Source organism: Parabacteroides sp. AT13 (assembly GCF_002272965.1).
GTDB classification, from domain to species: domain Bacteria; phylum Bacteroidota; class Bacteroidia; order Bacteroidales; family Tannerellaceae; genus Parabacteroides; species Parabacteroides distasonis.
Genome location: NZ_NQMH01000002.1, coordinates 938,862 through 956,982, shown reverse-complemented (window position 1 = coordinate 956,982; position 18,121 = coordinate 938,862). Strand labels below are relative to the sequence as shown.

General features: G+C 49.8%; 10 protein-coding genes. 5 read left to right on the top strand and 5 right to left on the bottom strand.

Annotated elements, in window-relative coordinates:
- Positions 1–3 precede the first annotated feature (3 nt).
- The 3 genes from pbpC to CI959_RS18365 are packed head-to-tail and all read right to left on the bottom strand — an operon-like array spanning position 4 to position 4,014.
- Positions 4–2,550, bottom strand: coding sequence for a penicillin-binding protein 1C (gene pbpC / locus CI959_RS18375; RefSeq protein ID WP_081033142.1), 2,547 nt, complete (start codon positions 2,548–2,550; stop codon positions 4–6).
- Positions 2,522–2,959, bottom strand: a complete 438-nt coding sequence (locus CI959_RS18370; protein ID WP_057316974.1) for a DUF6078 family protein — start codon at positions 2,957–2,959, stop codon at positions 2,522–2,524. Before CI959_RS18370 ends, pbpC begins: the two co-directional genes overlap by 29 nt.
- An 11-nt stretch (positions 2,960–2,970) precedes the next feature.
- Positions 2,971–4,014 (bottom strand): virulence RhuM family protein, encoded by a 1,044-nt coding sequence (locus tag CI959_RS18365; protein ID WP_057316975.1) that lies wholly within the window; start codon positions 4,012–4,014, stop codon positions 2,971–2,973.
- Between the two features lie 168 nt (positions 4,015–4,182).
- On the opposite strand from CI959_RS18365, the gene CI959_RS18360 reads away from it, so the two are divergent.
- On the top strand, positions 4,183–9,720 hold the full coding sequence (locus tag CI959_RS18360) for an alpha-2-macroglobulin (protein WP_057316976.1): 5,538 nt from the start codon (positions 4,183–4,185) through the stop codon (positions 9,718–9,720).
- 212 nt (positions 9,721–9,932) lie between these two features.
- Positions 9,933–10,304 (top strand): RNA-binding protein, encoded by a 372-nt coding sequence (locus CI959_RS18355; protein WP_005857269.1) that lies wholly within the window; start codon positions 9,933–9,935, stop codon positions 10,302–10,304.
- A 28-nt stretch (positions 10,305–10,332) separates the two neighbouring features.
- Here CI959_RS18355 and CI959_RS18350 read toward each other — a convergent pair whose 3' ends face one another.
- The gene (locus tag CI959_RS18350) at positions 10,333–11,259 is read right to left on the bottom strand and encodes a helix-turn-helix domain-containing protein (protein WP_005857267.1); all 927 of its coding nucleotides are present in this window, start codon (positions 11,257–11,259) and stop codon (positions 10,333–10,335) included.
- Between the two features lie 231 nt (positions 11,260–11,490).
- Here CI959_RS18350 and CI959_RS18345 point away from each other — a divergent pair, with 231 nt between their 5' ends.
- Complete coding sequence (locus CI959_RS18345; protein ID WP_005857266.1) at positions 11,491–13,710, top strand: outer membrane beta-barrel family protein; 2,220 nt, start codon at positions 11,491–11,493, stop codon at positions 13,708–13,710.
- A 145-nt stretch (positions 13,711–13,855) separates the two neighbouring features.
- Here CI959_RS18345 and CI959_RS22135 read toward each other — a convergent pair whose 3' ends face one another.
- A complete protein-coding gene (locus tag CI959_RS22135) occupies positions 13,856–14,086 on the bottom strand; it encodes a DUF6722 family protein (RefSeq protein WP_005857263.1) in 231 nt (76 codons plus the stop codon).
- 129 nt (positions 14,087–14,215) lie between these two features.
- Here CI959_RS22135 and CI959_RS18335 point away from each other — a divergent pair, with 129 nt between their 5' ends.
- Positions 14,216–16,558, top strand: coding sequence for an ATP-dependent helicase (locus CI959_RS18335; RefSeq protein ID WP_011966254.1), 2,343 nt, complete (start codon positions 14,216–14,218; stop codon positions 16,556–16,558).
- A gap of 411 nt (positions 16,559–16,969) precedes the next feature.
- On the top strand, positions 16,970–18,109 hold the full coding sequence (gene nspC / locus CI959_RS18330) for a carboxynorspermidine decarboxylase (RefSeq protein ID WP_005857258.1): 1,140 nt from the start codon (positions 16,970–16,972) through the stop codon (positions 18,107–18,109).
- Positions 18,110–18,121 lie beyond the last annotated feature (12 nt).

Sequence of the window (18,121 nt, the reverse complement as noted above, 5' to 3'; positions counted from 1 at the left end):
GCTTTACTTGACCTCGAATTGTATTCTCTTCTGGTTCCCCTCGTTGTCGATGAGGGTAAGGAGATGTTTTCCTTGGCTCACGGAGCAACTGATCTGGTGATTCTCGGTGGTCTCTCCCAGATAGCTTTCGTCCAGATGCCAGTAAATCGTAGCGTCACGGCGGGCGTGGGCGGCCTTGAAGATAAATTTCTCGGACTTCCCGGAGAAGCCTTTCGGAAGGTAGAGAATGGCGTTATGCTCGGGATAGATCAGTTCGATCTGGCGGTTCAGGTCTTGCCCGCAGCCGGGTTTTACCGGAGGGAGCGGGATATAATCGATGTGATAGTTGCGGTAGTAATACTCCTGCGCGGGAGGAAGCACGAACCACGGGCGGCTGATCATCCGGTCGACAGATTCGCAGGAACTATTGACCCTGTACCGTCCGTCCGCCGATAGATGCACGAGCTTATGGTAGGGGCAAATCCCCGTGTTATTGCCGGACAGCGGCATGTATAAGGTGTCCGTTTGCTCGCAGTAGGGCGAGGCTTTATGTCCGCTGTTCCGGCAGATCGCCATGGGAAGCGTCTCATCGTAGGGCAGGTCGAACCATTCTCCACCGGGCAATAGGGAAAAGAGATCGAAAAGGACCGGGGCGGCGTTGCCGACACCCGTAAGTCCTGGACGGCCCTCGCCGGAAGCGTTACCGGCCCATACGCCGACGACGTAGCGGGGAGTCGTGCCGATCGCCCAAGCGTCTCGTCCCCCGTAACTCGTCCCGGTCTTCCACGCAATCCGTTTCATCGACTCGAATTGTTGCCAGTCGGCCTCTTCCTCGGGACGGTTAAGGGCGGACATCGCCTCGAACGTGTACCACAGGGCCGCGGAGGAAAGGAGAGCCTTATCGGTGAGCCGGCTATCGGTAAGGGAACGGATGGGTTCCTTCCTCTCCGCCGGAAAGGGAGTCAGCGGATGGATGTCCGCCGGATTATAGCGTCCGTTGTAAGTACGGTAATGTTTAAGCACACGAGACATGGAGGCATACATGCCGGAAAGATTCCATAAGGTTCCCTCGGCCCCTCCCAAGATCAAGGAAGCCCCGTAATGTTCCTCGGAGAAACGTAAGGTAGTCATTCCCCACGATTTCAGCAAAGACATAAAGCGTCCGGTATTATACTGGGAGAGCATACGTACCAAGGGCACGTTCAAGGAGCGCTCTATGGCTACATGGGCCGGTACCGCCCCGTAGAATGTCTTGTTGTAATTATGGGGGGAGAAGCCATTTATATTCAAGGGCACGTCCGATACCAGCATGGAGGGGAGCAACAGCCCGTCGTGCAGCATACCGGCATACAGGAAGGGCTTGAGGATGCTTCCCGTGCTGCGGGGCGAGGTAATGATGTCCACTTGGTTCCCCCGCCGCTCGTCGGCCGGATAGGTAGCGTTTCCGGCGTAGGCCAATACCTCCCCGGTCTCCACGTCCGCTACGATCGCCGCCAGATTATAGATATGGTTGGAACTGTATTCACGGGCATAACGGTTTACGAGGGCCTGTGTCTGTCGTTGCAGGGCTTGGCGGACGGAGGTTTGGATGCGTTGCCCCGGTTGTTCCGCGGCCAGTCTTTCCAACAGATGCGGGGCATCATTAGGTAAAGGGAGAGGGGCTTCGGGAAGTGGCTCCATGCAGGCCAGCTCGTATTCGGTCTCCTCCAATACACCTTTCTTTTGAAGGGAAGCCAATAAGCGATCCCGCTTCTCCTTCAGTTGTTTCCGGTTTCTCCCGGGGTGGATCAAGGCGGGGGAGTTGGGAAGAACTGCGAGCGTGGCGCTCTCGGCCCACGATAGCTCGGAGGCGCTTCGCCCAAAATAACGCCATGCGGCGGTCTCCAGCCCGATCACGTTTCCCCCGAAGGGAGCGTGCGAGGCATAGAGGTTCAGTATCTCTTGTTTGCTATGGGTGGTTTCCAGAAAGAGCGCCCAGCACATCTCGATCGTTTTCTCGTAGAAGGTCCGATCTTGGTTCCCTCTCGCTATGCGTGCCAATTGCATGGTCAAGGTGCTTCCTCCGCTCACCACACGCCCCGCTTTCCCGTTCAAGCGGATCGCCCGGAAGATGGCGGCGAGGTCTATACCGGGATGGTAAAAGAACCGTTTATCCTCATACGTGAGCAAGCAATCCACGAATTTATTAGGCAAGCTATCCGCCGCCGGGAAACGCCATTGCCCGTCCGGTGCGATACGTGCGCCTAAAAGCTCGCCCTCGGCCGAATATAATAAGGTAGAGCAGGGGGCGGGAAATAATTGCCGGGGCACGATGCCATACATGACACACCACGCCGCCACGCCGATCCCCAAGAGAGATGCGAGGAGGCGCCATGACACTCGTCCCGGCCTCGGTAATAGCGACTTGGATAGATGGCTAAGGCATCTGCCAGTACTCCGTAGGAAGTACTGTAGTACTGTGCGCAAAGTACTGCGGTACTCCTTACGAAGTACTGCGGTACTGTCCGGCTGAGTATTGCGGTACTTTATAAGGAGTACTGCCTCAATCATACCAATTGACACTCTCCTCATAATGATCGAACCTTAGCTCTTCCGTCACTCCGACCCTTCGCAAGGCGTTTAGCACGATCCTTTGCTCTTTAGGTGAGAGTGGAAATTCGCCCCTTCGCCGCTCGAAGTAGGGGTTACGTCCGAAATGGGACATGAGTATCGACATGAATTGCTGGTATTGCGCCGGGAACATCCGGCTCTGCATTCCGGTGAAACCCCGTGCGTAGGTGACGGGAACGGAGTCTCGGAAGTAGGGGCAAGCCCCATCCCGGGTACAGAGGGTGGGGTTCAGCAGCCGTAATACGGTTGCCGGTTGTTCGATGAGCGGCCGGTAGGCGATCTGGTGCAGACACTTCTCGGCCCGAGGGCAATCTTGTTGCTGGCAGACGGCGTAGTCGATGGGGATTTCCTTGTGTAGTTTCTTGGTCATGATGTTGCTATTTATGTATTATCGGGATTGAAATCTGTCGGGAACAAGGTCTCGCTATCGAAACGGTCAAAATCCGATTGGAAGAGACGGTCTTGAATGACCCGATACTTCTCGAACTCGGCTTCTGCGAAAGCTTTGGCTAATTCGGTTGTCACCTTGCCGGCGTTGGTCAATAAGTCATTACCTCCGGCTTCGAGTATCAGGTCGATACGTTTTGCCCAGTCTTCCATGGTCATGGGTATATGTCGTTTAGCCATCCGCTCTGCCATATCCAGAACTGCGTTGACTAAATGTCCCATGTCGTCCAACTCCATCTCGTTAAGGTAGTTCTTGGCAATGGCCACATCTGTTTTTACGATCTTCCCTTTAGGCGCATTTTCCCATGTGGTCAGTCCCATATATTCTTTTTCCGAGTTGGCTCGGTTCACGATTAACTCGGCGGCGGTATGACCGTGTACGGCATAATGTATCTTATTTTGTACCTTTTGGAAAAAGAGGCGGGTAGTTGGTGCGTCACGATTATAGTCAATAGCGGTAGCATAGATATCGGTCAACTTTTGGTAAAAGCGACGTTCGCTTAACCGTATCTCCCGTATCTCGGCTAGTAGATGTTCAAAATAATCTTCACCGATGAAAGAGCCGTTCTCCATACGCTTCTTGTCTATCACATAACCACGGATAGCGAATTGCCGGATGACCGATGTGCACCATTGGCGAAATTGTGTAGCACGAACGCTGTTTACACGATAACCGACAGAAATGATCGCATCAAGGTTATAAAACAATGTTTTTCGGGATACTTGCCGTCCGCCCTCGGTTTGAACAACCGAGAAAAACTCGGTAGTTGAATCTTTCCGTAATTCACCGGATGTAAAGATGTTCTTTAGGTGTAATCCGATATTGTCTGTAGAGCAGTCAAACAGGGTAGACATCGCTTTCTGCGTGCACCAGATGGTTTCGTCATGATACATTACCTGTATGCCATCTTCCTTGCCTTCTAGCATGAAAATAAGGAATTCCGCCGTGCTATTTCGAATTTCGAATTTCTTCGCCATATACTATTCTTTCCTCTTGTTTAGCGACTCCTGTACTTCTTTGGTGGCATACAGGTCGCTCCATATTTAAGACAAATGTACGAAAAATATCAGTTTGTCTGAAAGTATAGGAGAGAAATCCTTCTATTTATGTACATTTGTGGATTAACCATTTAAACATTCATGTGTATGATACGGTCTATCGGTTTATTCTGCGTACTTTGTCTCTTGTCTCTCTTGACAAGTTGTCATACGACAAGCCCTGCGGATCAAGATCTCCCTCCTTATAATCCGAATGTAGAGGCGTTCACTACCGGGAAGATTTCCCGGTATTCTCCCGTTTACCTGATCTTTAATCAAGAGATCCCGGCGGATCGGTTAAAGGCGGACCGATTGGGGAAACTCGTGCGCCTCAAGCCCGATGTGCCGGGACGATGGGCTTTCGAGAATAACCGGACGTTGGTATTCAAGCCGGAGAAAGGCTTTGAGCGAAACACCTCTTATCAGGTGAACGCCGATTTGTCCGAATGGTTTGAGGCGGAAGGTAAGGATAAGCGGTTCGCTTTCGGTTTTACCACGCTCCCTTTAGCTCTTCGGGGGAATCTGGAGTCGATGGATATCAACAAGAAAAACGAGAATGGGTACGATCTGACAGCCGTGCTTTTCACGCCGGATAAGGAATCTCCGGGGACCGTGGAGTCGTTGGTGGATTTCTCGGAGAAGGTAGACGCTACTTGGCAACACAGCCCGGATGGGAAGAAACATGAGGTAACCTTGACCAATGTTCCCGCCGGGATGGAGGGAGAACGGACACTTAGGCTTTCCGTCTCTTCGAATAAACTAGGCGTGGAAAAGGCCGATGTAGTGACGGTGAACATTCCGGATCAGAATGATTTCTCTGTATACGACGTGGTATATGTATCTGAGCCGGAATGCTACGTGGAGGTCGCTTTCACGAAATTATTGGACTCGGCCCAAGATATGAGAGGCTTGGCTTTTATCGCCGGAAATACCTCGGAGACCGTAAACGTGGATGGCAACAAGCTACGCCTATATCCGGACGCCGACTTGCGAGAGAAGGGTGCGATGAACATCCATCTGAACCAAGGCATCCGCAGTAAGAGCGGCTTGAACCTAAAAGAGGCCGTCGTGCGTCAAGTGGTAGCCAACGAGCAGAAACCTAACGTCCGTTTTATCGGGAAAGGAGTGATCATCCCGCAATCCACGCAATTATCCGTTCCTTTCCAAGCGATTTATTTGCGAGGGGTTACGGTGAGCGTTATCAAAATATTGGAGCAGAATATCGGTCAGTTCCTGCAATCGAACAACTTGGATGAGTCCGGGGAGTTAATGCGTGTCGGGCGCTTGATCGCCCGTAAGACGATCTTCTTGGATGAGGAGGGTCTTGACCTGTCCCGGTGGAATACGTTCGCGGTCGATTTAAAGCGGTTGATCGAGCCGGAACCGGGCGCTATCTACCGTCTGGAGCTTTCGTTTGACCGGCCTTTGTCTGTTTATCCTTGCGGGAATGATACGGTGGTCCTCTCGAAGGAACAGATCTTGGCCTCGGATGAGATCCGTTTCAAGGAAGAGTCCGCCCGTTTTGACGAGGGAGGGTATTACTATTATCGCCAATATGATTGGTCTGATTATAATTGGGAGAAACGGGATGATCCTTGCTCGGACAGTTATTATTTTAATAAGGTGGAGGGAAAGAATGTCTTGGCTACTAATTTAGGACTGGTCGCCATGCTGGGGCAGGATAATGATATGACCGTGTTGGTGCATAATATACAGAATACGGAGCCGGAGCGAGGAGTTACGGTTACCGCCTATAATTACCAACACCAAGCGTTGGCCTCGGGCACGACCGATGACAAGGGACAGGTACGGCTGGATCTCTCCTCGGGACGTCCGTTCTACCTGATCGCCTCACAGGGAACCCAACGTTCCTATCTGCGGGTGGATAACGGATCGGCTCTCTCGCTCAGCTCGTTCGATGTATCGGGCGAGGTAGTCCAGAAAGGGATCAAGGGCTTTATCTATGGCGAGCGGGGCGTATGGCGTCCGGGTGACACGTTGCATCTGGGCTTTATGCTGAACGACCGGGCGAAGCAATTGCCGGCAGAGCATCCGGTGGTGATGGAGCTGTACAACCCGTTAGGGCAAATGTATGCCCGTAAGACACAGACCCGTGGCGAGCTGGGGCTTTATGTCTTCGATTTCGTTACCGAGGCGGATGCCCCCACGGGTGCGTGGAATGTGAAGGCGCAAGTGGGTGGGGTCTCTTTCTCGAAGCGCTTACGCATCGAGTCCATCAAGCCGAACCGCCTGAAGATCGCCTTATCCATGCCGGAGAAGACCTTGTTGCGTGGTGAACCTATGGATGCCCGCCTGCATGTGGAATGGCTGCAAGGAGCTATTGCCCGTAACTTGAAATATGATATACAAGGTACCTTTATCGCCACCCCGACTACCTTCGAGGGGTATAAGGGGTTCTATTTCGACGATCCTTCCCGTGTATTTAATACGGAAGAGAGCAAGCTGATCTCCGGTGTTACCAATGAGCGGGGCGATGCCACGGTACAAGCCCGCTTCGAGCTGGGTTCTACCGCTCCCGGAATGTTGCTGGCAAACCTAGTGACCCGGGTCTATGAGGAATCCGGCGATTTCAGTATCGACGCGGATCGGATGCTTTACTCGCCTTATCGCCGGTATGCCGGTATCAAGTCTCCGCAGAAAGATAAGGAACAACTAAATACCGGAACCAATTACACCTACGAGGTCGCTTCTGTTGATTATTTAGGGAAACCGCAAGCGAATACGGAATTAGATGTGAAAGTATATAAGGTCTATTGGCATTGGTGGTGGGACTCCAACAGTAGCGGTCTGGCCAATTACGTATCGGATTCCTACAATAAGCCGGTAAAGACATTTGCCGTCCGTACGGATGGGGACGGCCGGGGTACGTTCCAGCTCTCTTTCCCGGATAAGGAGTGGGGAACGTATTTCATCTCCGTGAAAGATAAGGAGAGCAAGCACTCTACGGGAGTGATGAGTTATTTCGACTGGCCTTATAACGAGGGCCGACGTAACACCGATGGCAGCGAGTCCGCCACGATGCTTAGTTTCAAGACCGATAAGGATAGTTATACGCCCGGCGAGAAGATGGTAGTCACCTTCCCCTCTACGAAAGGAAGCCGTGCGATTATCAGTATAGAGAACGGCGTGCGTGTCCTTTCCTTGACGGAACATACGTGCGAGGATAAACAAACGACCGTGAGGCTGGATGTGACGAAAGATATGCAGCCGAACGCTTACGTCTATATCACCTTATTGCAGCCTCATGGCATTACGAAGAACGATTTGCCGATCCGCTTGTATGGCGTGGTCCCGTTCACGGTAACTTCTCCGGAGAGCCATCTGACCCCGGTTATCCAATCTCCCGCCGAGTTGAAACCGGATGCCTCTTATACCATATCCGTCTCCGAGAAGAATGGAAAGGAGATGGCTTACACGCTGGCGATCGTGGATGAGGGCTTGCTGGACTTGACCCGTTTCCGTACGCCGGAGCCTTGGAAGGCGTTTAACGCCCGGGAAGCGTTGGGCGTGAATACATGGGATTTGTATAACTACGTGGTTGGCGCTTATGGCGGCCGTATCGAGCAATTGTTCAGTATCGGCGGCGACGATGCGCTGAACAAAGGCCCGAAAGCGATCGTGAACCGTTTCAAGCCCGTGGTGCGATTTGACGGCCCGTTCTTGCTGAAGAAGGGGAAGACCGCCCGGCATACCTATCAGATGCCGAATTATAACGGGCGTGTCAAGATCATGGTGGTAGCCGGAAACGGGGAGGCTTATGGACATGCCGATAAGAGCGTGATGGTACGTAAGCCCGTAATGCTGCTGGGAACCTTGCCCCGGGTGATCGGCGTGGGCGAGGAGATGGTAGTACCCGCTACGGTATTCGCTACCGAGGATGGCGTAGGAGCCGTGAATGTATCTATCGCTTGCAGCTCGAATATGGAAGTGGTCGGCGAGGCGACGAGGAGCTTGAGCTTCGAGCGGAAAGGGGATCAGCAAGCCTCGTTCCGTATCCGGGTGAAGAAGAACCCGGGTATCGGGAAGGTAACGATAACCGCTACAGGTAAAGGGGATAAATCTGTTTATGAGACGGAGCTGGAGATCCGTACGGTACGCCGCCCGCAAGTGAAAGTTACCGCCGCTACCTTGGAGGCCGGCAAGTCTTGGAAAGAGACGGTTGCGATGCCGGGTGCCACGGGTACGAACCAGTTGACTTTGGAAGTGTCGGATATCGCCCCCGTGAACTTATCCTCACGTCTATCTTATTTGTTGGGTTATCCTCACGGATGTCTGGAACAGATCACCTCGAAAGGATTCCCGCAGCTTTATATCTCCTCGTTTACGGATTTGACCCCTCAACAGGCGAAATCCACGGAGGAGGCCGTGAAAGAGGTGATCCGCCGTCTACGCTCTTACCAGACCGTAGATGGGGCTTTCGCCTATTGGCCGGGTGGAACGAGCAGCAATGGCTGGGGTACGGTTTACGCTACTCATTTCTTGCTGGAAGCCTCGAAGAAAGGCTACTTGGTTCCCGAGGCCATGAAACAAAGCGTATTGAATAATCTACGCCGGGTAGCCCGTAATTGGAAGCCGGCTACCTCTTATTATATGGATTCGGAAGAGACTACCCAAGCCTATCGCCTGTATGTATTGGCTTTGGCCGGGTCGCCGGAGATGGGTGCCATGAACCGCTTGAAAGAGATGAAAGACTTGACCTCCATGAGTCGCTGGTCGCTAGCTTCCGCCTATGCCTTGGTCGGCCGTGAGGATGTCGCTCAAGACTTGATCAGTAAGACGACGGCTCTTCCTTCCGGTTATTCCGAGTATGACGAGACGTTCGGCAGTGATGTCCGGGATCAATCCATCCAGTTAATGACGCTTTGCTTGTTGGATAAAGGCAAGGAGGCCGCTACTTTGGTGGAAGAATTGTCCAAACAGCTTTCTTCGGATGATTGGTTGAGCACACAATCTACGGCATTCGCTTTAGTTGCCTTGTCGGACTACCTAGCTAAATATCGGGTAGACGGGGTCATGGATTTCACGTACGCTTGTGGCGGAAAGGATGGACAGGTGAAAACAGATAAGAATATATGGTCCGAGACCTTATTGGATAAGGCGGGGACCTCGGCGAGCGTCGAGTTGAAGAACACGGGTAAATCTACGCTCTTCGCCCGTATCATAACCGAGGGAATACCGGAGCAGGGAGAGGAAAAAGCGTATGCGAACGGTGTCTCATTGGCGGTTAGCTATGTGGACTTGAACGGAAGTCCGGTCAATGTCGCCCAATTGGAGCAAGGTACGAATTTCTCCGCCGTGGTTACGGTAAAGAACCCTTCGGCCCGGGGATATAATAATTTGGTATTATCGGAGATCTTCCCTGCCGGATGGGAAATACTGAATACCCGTTTCTTGAATGAGTCCGTTACGGACAGCTTGAGCGCCGGAGTGAATTATCAGGATATTCGTGACGACCGTGTTTATAGTTATATAGACCGTCTGCCGGCAGGCAGTCAAGTGACCGTGAAGATTAATCTTTGCGCAGTCTACCCGGGCCGTTTCTACCTGCCTCCGGTGTATTGCGAGGCGATGTACGATTATTTAATCCGTGCGAATACCGCGGGACAAGAAGTTACCGTATTCTAATTTCGTGGGGGGCGGGCAGACCCCGCCCTTATATTTTTTCGAAATTTATTGGATTTATAGTTGTATGCTCGAATAAAACCATTACATTCGCAGCATATTTGAGATTGATTTAAGTTAGTATTAGAAAGTATTTGCTCACAACTTGATTTGTTAGGTAAACTTTTTTAGTCGACATACTCAGCTCAATTAACCATTTAATTAAAGTTTACAAAATGAATCTTTACATTTCAAATCTAAGTTACAACATCTCTGATGAGGACTTAAGACTGTTATTTGCTGATTACGGTGAGATTACTTCAGCAAAAGTTATTATGGATAGAGAAACTGGCCGTTCAAGAGGCTTCGGTTTCGTTGAGCTGAGCGATGATGAGCTAGCTAAAAAGGCTATCGAGGAGTTAAACCAAGCAAGTTATGACGGCAAAGTCATCAATATAACAGAAGCCAGACCTAGAGAGGATAGAGGCGACAGAGGTGGTCGTTTCAATAACAACAGAGGTGGCGGCTACGGTTCCAACAGAGGCGGTGGCTATGGCTCTAACAGAGGTGGCGGTTATGGTTCTAACCGGGACGGTGGAAGATATTAATTCTATCTAGATAAAAAGGAAAGAGCGATCAGAGATGGTCGCTCTTTTTTATTTCAAGCACATAGGCTCGTCCACGGTCTGTCGTGATCTTTAGGTTACTGTTTTCCTCCACTAAAGGCCGTAGCCTTCGGATCAAGGTGTTCAAGGTCTCGTCGGCGTTGATCTTTCCCGGCCATAAACTTTCGCAGATATCCGAGCGGTTCAAGATATGCGTAGGCGATAGGAAAAACATCTCCATCAAGGCATATTGCTGAGGGGTGAGTTTTAGTTTCTCCTCATTCTCCTTATAGAAGGAGGCGGTCTCGCAAGAAAGGTTCAAATTACCGAAAGAGATGGTCTTTCCCGGATGGATAGGCTGAGGCATTATCAACTCCTTTCTATAACGTTTAAGCAATAAGGGCAGGGTAGCGGATAAAAAGGCAAGCCCGAGGAATAGGCCGGGCAAAGATTTGTCCGATAGCCCGATAACCGCAAAGGTGGAGCAATTGGCGTACCCTTGGAATGAGATCCCGATATGATCCGTGGTAGCATTGGGGCTGTTCGCTATGGATGATGCCCAGATAATCGTATCGCTGGCGATATAATATTCGTTGAGTTTCTTGTTGGCATTAGCGGGAGCGTTTTCGGTTTGAGGATCTTTATTGAGTACGTGGATCACGATTCCCGTTTTCTTCTTGTCGGGCGTATAACTCAATGCGTCGGAAAAGTCCTTGTTATAACTTTCTATGGATACCGGATTGCCGAAATGCTTGGATAGATTGGCATAGGTGCGTATGGAATCTTGGCTCATCCATTGGTGGGAATTTTGCAGGATCGTTTGTTGCAACGCTTGGTTCAAGTCTGTCACGATCGTTTTCTTAGCTTCCGTATAACTATGGAAACCGAAGCTGAACGAGAGAATCAGCATTAAGGAGGTACCCAAAACAGATAGATTGGCCGATAGTCGTGTATTCATTATTCGCTAGATTAGAATTAACATAAAAAGAACGTTCGAAGGTACTAAATATTATAGAAGGAAAGTATCCTTTTCGATAGGATTCGGGATGAAATAGACATAAATCCAGCTAAATGACCGGATGTCATGGAAATGTCATGGAAATGTCAGCTACTTATCCGGCGATTATTTATGTTGTTGTTGTCTGTTGCCTCTACTTTTGCCCGAAAACAAATCAAATAAGATGCAGATATGAAAAGATTTCTGATGATGATGACCTTGATAGGGCTTGTGGGAAACTGGAACTCGACGTTGACCGCCCAACTCGTCTCTCCCGATTCATTGTATTTGAACGAGGACTTACCCGAGATAAACATTGTCGCCGTGAAACCCTTGATAAAGGCGGAGGCGGATAAGACTACTTACAGTATCGCCGAGGACCCGGATTCCAGAACCTATACCCTGCTGGAGATGTTGCGGAAAGTCCCTCTAGTGACCGTGGATGGCGAGGATAACGTGAAGGTAAACGGACAATCCAGTTTTAAGATTTATATGAATGGGCGTCCCTCGAATATGTTCTCCAATAATCCCAAGGAGGTCTTGCGTAGTATCCCCGCCAGCATGATCAAGAAAGTGGAGGTGATAACAGATCCCGGTGCCCGTTACGATGCGGAGGGTGTCAGCGGAATCTTGAATATCGTGACGAAAGGAGCGGAGTTCGAGGGATATAACGCGAGTATAAACACTACGGTGATGAACTTATTTAAGAGTGTCGGTGGTTTCGCTACGCTGAAATATGGCCGATTATCGCTTTCCGGAAATTATACGTTTAGCCAACAGTCATCCGAGAGCGAGTCAGATTATCTCCGTACTCAGTCGGAAGACGGTGCGAAGCTCCGGATGCTCTCGGACGTAGACGTGAAATATCCGGCTCATTATGGAAGTCTGGAAGGCAGTTTCGAGATCGATACATTGAATTTAATCTCCTTGTCCGGAAACTTGAATATCGGAAACAGCAACTCTATTTGGAATAGCCATTATAGCAGGCTTGATAAAGAGGGGGAAGAAATCTATGCTTATAACGAGGATATGAGTAAAAAGAACGAATGGGGTAGCGCCTCCTTAAAAGCGGATTATCAGCGTTTATTCAAACGAAATAAGGAAGAGATGCTAACGCTTTCCTATCAGTATGATTATATCCCGAACGATATCTATAGCGTGTTTTACGATAAGGATAAGATGGGTAATGTCTCGTTACCCCAACTGGAGGCCGATTATACCCGGCAAATCAGTCATGCCCGCACCCATGAGCATACGGCCCAGCTTGATTACGTGAATCCTTTTACAAGTACGCATTCCATCGAGGGCGGTTTGAAGCTGATTCGGCGTAGCAGTACGAGCCACGCTACTTCGGAGGTAAAGGAGTTGGATGAGGGTGTCTGGTTACCCGCAGATTTACAGCCTTTGGTGGAATATCGGCATGTGCAGAATATATGCTCCGCCTATGCGGGATATGGATTTAAGTATGGTAAATGGAGCTTGAACCCCGGCATTCGTATGGAACATACTTGGCAGGACGTGACTTATAAACAAGGCGAAGGCAAGGATTTTAATTATCGTGTAACGGATTGGGTTCCTTCTTGGACCTCCGCTTTCCGCTTGGATGACCGGAGTTTGTTTCGCTTGGCTTACAACTTACGTTTACGTCGCCCGAATATCAGCTATTTGAATCCTACGGTGTTCGTGTCTGGGACCTCTATCTCGTATGGAAATCCGGGATTGGTATCGGAGAAACATCATCGTCTTTCGGCGTCATACAGTTATTACGGAACGAAATTGAATGTGCAAGCTTCCGTGCTCTGCACCTTGGGAAAAGGGGTGATTGATGAGTATCTGTTCATTGATTCGGCGAATGTGGTGAATAGTACGTATGATAATCTCGTGGACGTGAAAGCAGCGGGAGGAAACCTTTATCTAAGCTATAATCCTTCGCCCCGGACAAGCGTGTCGCTGAACAGCATGTTGCATTATCTGGATTTACGGGCGCAGGAGGGGAATGAGGTTTACGATACGGATGTGCGTAATTCCGGCTTTTGTGGCTCTGCTTTTGTCGATTTCTCGCAGAAGTTTAAGTACGGGTGGCGTTTTGTCCTGTCGGGTGGGTACGTGCGTTCCGAGCCGAATGTGGGGATGGACTCGTACGGCTTTTATTTTTACGGCTTGAGTGTGGTAAAGAGCTTCTTGAAGGATAAATTGACTTGTACGCTGCGGGCGCAAGATTTTCTGGGAGATCATAAGACGATACAGATTAACGAGCGATATCCGGACTTTCATATCCGGCAGACCGAGCGTATGTTTAGTCGTGGTTTCGGCATCGCCATTAGCTACCGGATCGGTGATTTAAAAGCGAGCGTGAAGAAGGCGGGGAGAAGCATAAGGAATGATGATCTGTTGGACGCCCTAGATAAGTAGGGCGGGCACAGGCCCGCTCCCTACGGTATCATAACTCGTCCAGCCATTTCTTGCCGGGCTTCGTGTAAAGCCAAGCGATAAATAAACCTGTAATAACTCCTACTACTAAGAATAGGGCACTTAATGGATTTAATATCATATTCTTTTATTTTAAAATTTTATTTCCTAACCAAGCTAATGAATAGGTGACACTAAGACCTGTCATTATCATGACCCAACAACTCTTATCAAAAACATTCTCTTGCAAAAGGAGTATTTCTCCCAATACTATAGCGGCGAAAACCAACTTAGCCAAATCAAAAAAGAACTTCCCTAAAGTCTCCCTCCTGATCTTGTCCCGCTCTTTCTTAATAATTATTTTCTCAAAATTTCCCATTTCCCCATAGTCTCTTGTTTTGGTTAATACTACTGATTATATGTAGGCAAATGTATATATTATCGGCGACCTGCCCAACTTTTTTATGTGGAATCGCTTATTTTCCCTAATTTTGTATCCCTAAAACGGATGAATGTGGAAGAGTATTTGAATCAACTGAATGAGAGCCAGCGGGAAGCGGTGGTTTACAATGAGGGGCCATCCTTGGTCGTGGCCGGGGCTGGCTCCGGTAAGACAAGGGTACTGACCTATAAGATCGCTTATTTATTGCAATTGGGATTGCCTCCCTATAGTATCTTGGCGCTGACCTTTACCAATAAGGCGGCCCGGGAGATGAAAGAGCGTATTGCGGCCATCACCGGTGACCAAACGGCCCGTCGGCTATGGATGGGAACGTTCCATTCCATCTTCTCCCGTATTTTACGGAACGAGGCGGAGCATATCGGTTATCCTTCCAATTTCACGATTTATGACGCCACTGATTCCAAGAGCTTACTGAAATCCATCATCAAGGAAATGCAATTGGACGATAAGGTGTACCGCCTAGGAATGGTGCAGAGCCGGATCTCCAACGCGAAGAACTCCTTGATAACTTATACGGCCTACGAGCAAAATAAAGAGCTCGTGGAAAGCGATATGAATGCCAAGGTCCCCTTGCTTCGGGAAATCTACAAACGTTACCAGAGCCGTTGCCTGCAAGCGGGAGCGATGGATTTCGACGACTTGTTGCTGCAAACCAATATCCTGTTCCGGGATCATCCGGCCGTCTTGGAGAAATACCGGAACTTCTTCCGGTATGTATTGGTGGATGAGTATCAAGATACGAACTTCGCCCAACACTTGATCGTGCAACGGCTTTGCGAGAGACACGGCCATATCTGCGTGGTAGGGGATGACGCCCAGAGCATCTACTCCTTCCGAGGCGCTAATATAGATAATATCCTGCAATTCAAGAATCTTTATACCGGTTGCCGTATCTTCAAGCTGGAACGGAATTACCGTTCCACCCAGAATATCGTGAACGCTGCCAATAGCTTGATCGACAAGAATACACGTCAGATACCCAAAACGGTCTATTCCGAGAAAGAGGCGGGCAACAAGGTGAGTGTTTTCACCTCGTACTCCGATTATGAGGAGGGCTACACCGTAGCCGCCCGAATCAACGAGATGCACGGGATATTAGGGAAATTCTCGTATGCTGATTTCGCTATCTTGTATCGTACCAACGCCCAGTCCCGTATCTTGGAAGAGGCGTTGCGAAAGCGGGGCATCCCTTACAAGATTTACGGCGGTTTGTCTTTTTACCAGCGGAAAGAGATCAAGGACGTGATCTCTTACTTCCGCCTGATCGTGAACCCGCACGACGAGGAGGCCTTGAAGCGAATCATCAATTATCCCACCCGGGGAATCGGGGATACGACGGTAGGTAAGCTTGTTGGCGCCGCTACTGAATACGGGGTAAGTCTATGGACCGTGCTTCAAGCCCCCTTGGAATATTCGCTACCGATAAATAATGGTACAGCTAAGAAACTGAGCGATTTCCGTAGTTTGATTGAAGTTTTCATTGAAGAGAATAAAAAACTCTCCGCAGAGGAATTGGCTACCTTGGTGGTGAAGCGTAGCGGCATCGTTTCCGACCTGTTTCAAGACCGTTCCGTAGAGGGCGTGAGCAAGCAAGAGAACTTGCAGGAGTTGCTGAAAGGTATCGCTGAGTTTTGCGAGATCCGGCGTGAGGAGGGCATGGAGCAAGTCGCCATGTCCGACTTCTTGGCGGAGGTATCCTTGCTCACCGATCAAGATAACGATAAAGAGGAAAACTCCGATAAGGTCACGATGATGACCGTACATGCCGCCAAGGGATTGGAATTCACGAATGTTTTCGTGGTAGGCTTGGAGGAAGACCTATTCCCCTCGTCCCTGTCGAAAGATAACCCGAGAGCGGTAGAGGAGGAGCGTCGTTTGTTCTACGTGGCGATTACCCGTGCGGAGCAAAATTGCGTATTGAGCTATGCGAAGAGCCGCTATCGTAATGGGAAGACGGATATGTGTACGCCCAGCCGTTTCTTGAAGGATATAGACGCTAAGTATCTGGATATGCCTTCGGATGCCGGCGCTTCAGATGCATTCGCCTCGGCCCGTGAACGCTACGGGCGCCCGGCTTTTGCCTCTCCATTCCGGCAACCAAGGGCGGTTGAGGATGATTTCGTGTCGCCGGTGAAGCAAGCGGCACAGCGTCAAGGGCATCTTACGAAGTTAAAAAACACGATGGAATCGTCCTTTTCGGCGGCTCCAGCCACAGATCTATCGGGGTTACATGTGGGTTCCAAGGTTCGCCATGATCGTTTTGGGGAAGGTGAGATTGTCTCGATAGAAGGAGAGGGTGGTAACGCAAAGGCTACAGTGGCCTTCGATCATTTCGGACAAAAGCAGTTACTTTTGAAGTTCGCTAAACTCACTATGTTGAATGATTGACGGTTAGCTTATGGCATGTCTGGGCATGCTACGAGCCGCATCGTATTTCGCACCGCATTTCGCACTACGTTTCGAATGACCAAGGTGTTGGTTTTTAGTTGATTGAATGAAAAAGGTATCGCTTTTTCGCACTGCGTTTCGCACTACTATATATAAGTATATTAGGAAAGATAAGAAAAAAAGAAGAGGCGACGTCACGTCGCCGTTTTTTTCCTTTAAAACACACAATAGTGTTCACGGTTGAATACAATAATGTTCGCCGCCAAACACAATAGTGTTCGTGGCTAAACACAATAGTCTTTAAATGAAAAATATAGTTGTATTTTTATTGCTTTTTCGGAGCGGAAACCTTGCTTTCTCCGAATGTTTTCGCTATATTTGCACATTTATTATGAAATATTGAGATACAGCATGATAGACATCAACAAGATACCCTCGCCTTGCTATGTGATGGAGGAGAAATTACTGAGAAACAACCTGTCCTTGATCAAGAGCGTAAAAGAACGTGCGGGAGTGAATATCATATTGGCTTTTAAGGCTTTCGCTTTATGGAAAGCGTTCCCGATCGTACGTGAGTACATTCCTTTTTCGACAGCGAGCTCTAAATTCGAGGCCCAGTTGGCCTTCGAGGAGATGGGAAGTCCGGCGCATACCTATTCCCCGGCTTATACGGAGGCTGATTTCCCGTTGATCTTGAGATACAGTAGTCATGTCACGTTCAACTCGCTCTCTCAGTTCCATCGTTTTTATCCGATGGTGCGGGCGGATGGTAACCGGGTGTCTTGTGGATTGCGGATCAATCCGGAATACTCGGACGTGGAGACGGACCTGTATAATCCTTGCGCCCCGGGTTCCCGGATGGGGGTGACCGGCGACTTGCTGGGAGATAAGCTGCCGGAGGGTATCGAGGGGCTGCATTTCCATACCTTGTGTGAGTCTACCTCCTATGATCTGGAGCGGACACTGGCCGAGGTGGAGAGGCGTTTCGGCCGTTTCCTGCCTCACGTCAAGTGGCTGAATATGGGAGGCGGCCATCTGATGACCCGTAAGGGCTACGACGTGGAGCATTTAATCGCTTTGCTGAAAGGCTTTAAGGAAAGATATCCGAACTTGGAGTTGATCATGGAGCCGGGTAGCGCCTTCGCTTGGCAGACCGGGTTCTTGCTGACAACCGTGGTGGACATCGTGGAGAACCACGGTATCAAGACGGCGATTATCGACGCCTCGTTCACCTGCCATATGCCGGATTGCCTGGAGATGCCCTACAAGCCGGCTATCCGTTTCGCCACGGATGCCGTGGAGGGGAAACCTACGTACCGGATCGGGGGGAATAGCTGTTTAAGCGGTGATTATATGGGGGATTGGTCGTTCGACAAGCCTTTGGAGATCGGCGACAAGCTGATTTTCGAGGATATGATCCACTACACGATCGTGAAAACGAATATGTTCAACGGCATCCCGCATCCTTCCTTAGCCCTTTGGAGCAAGGACGACCAGCTGGTGATGTACCGTACGTTCGGCTATGAGGATTATAAGAACAGGATGGATTAAAAACAGAAACAA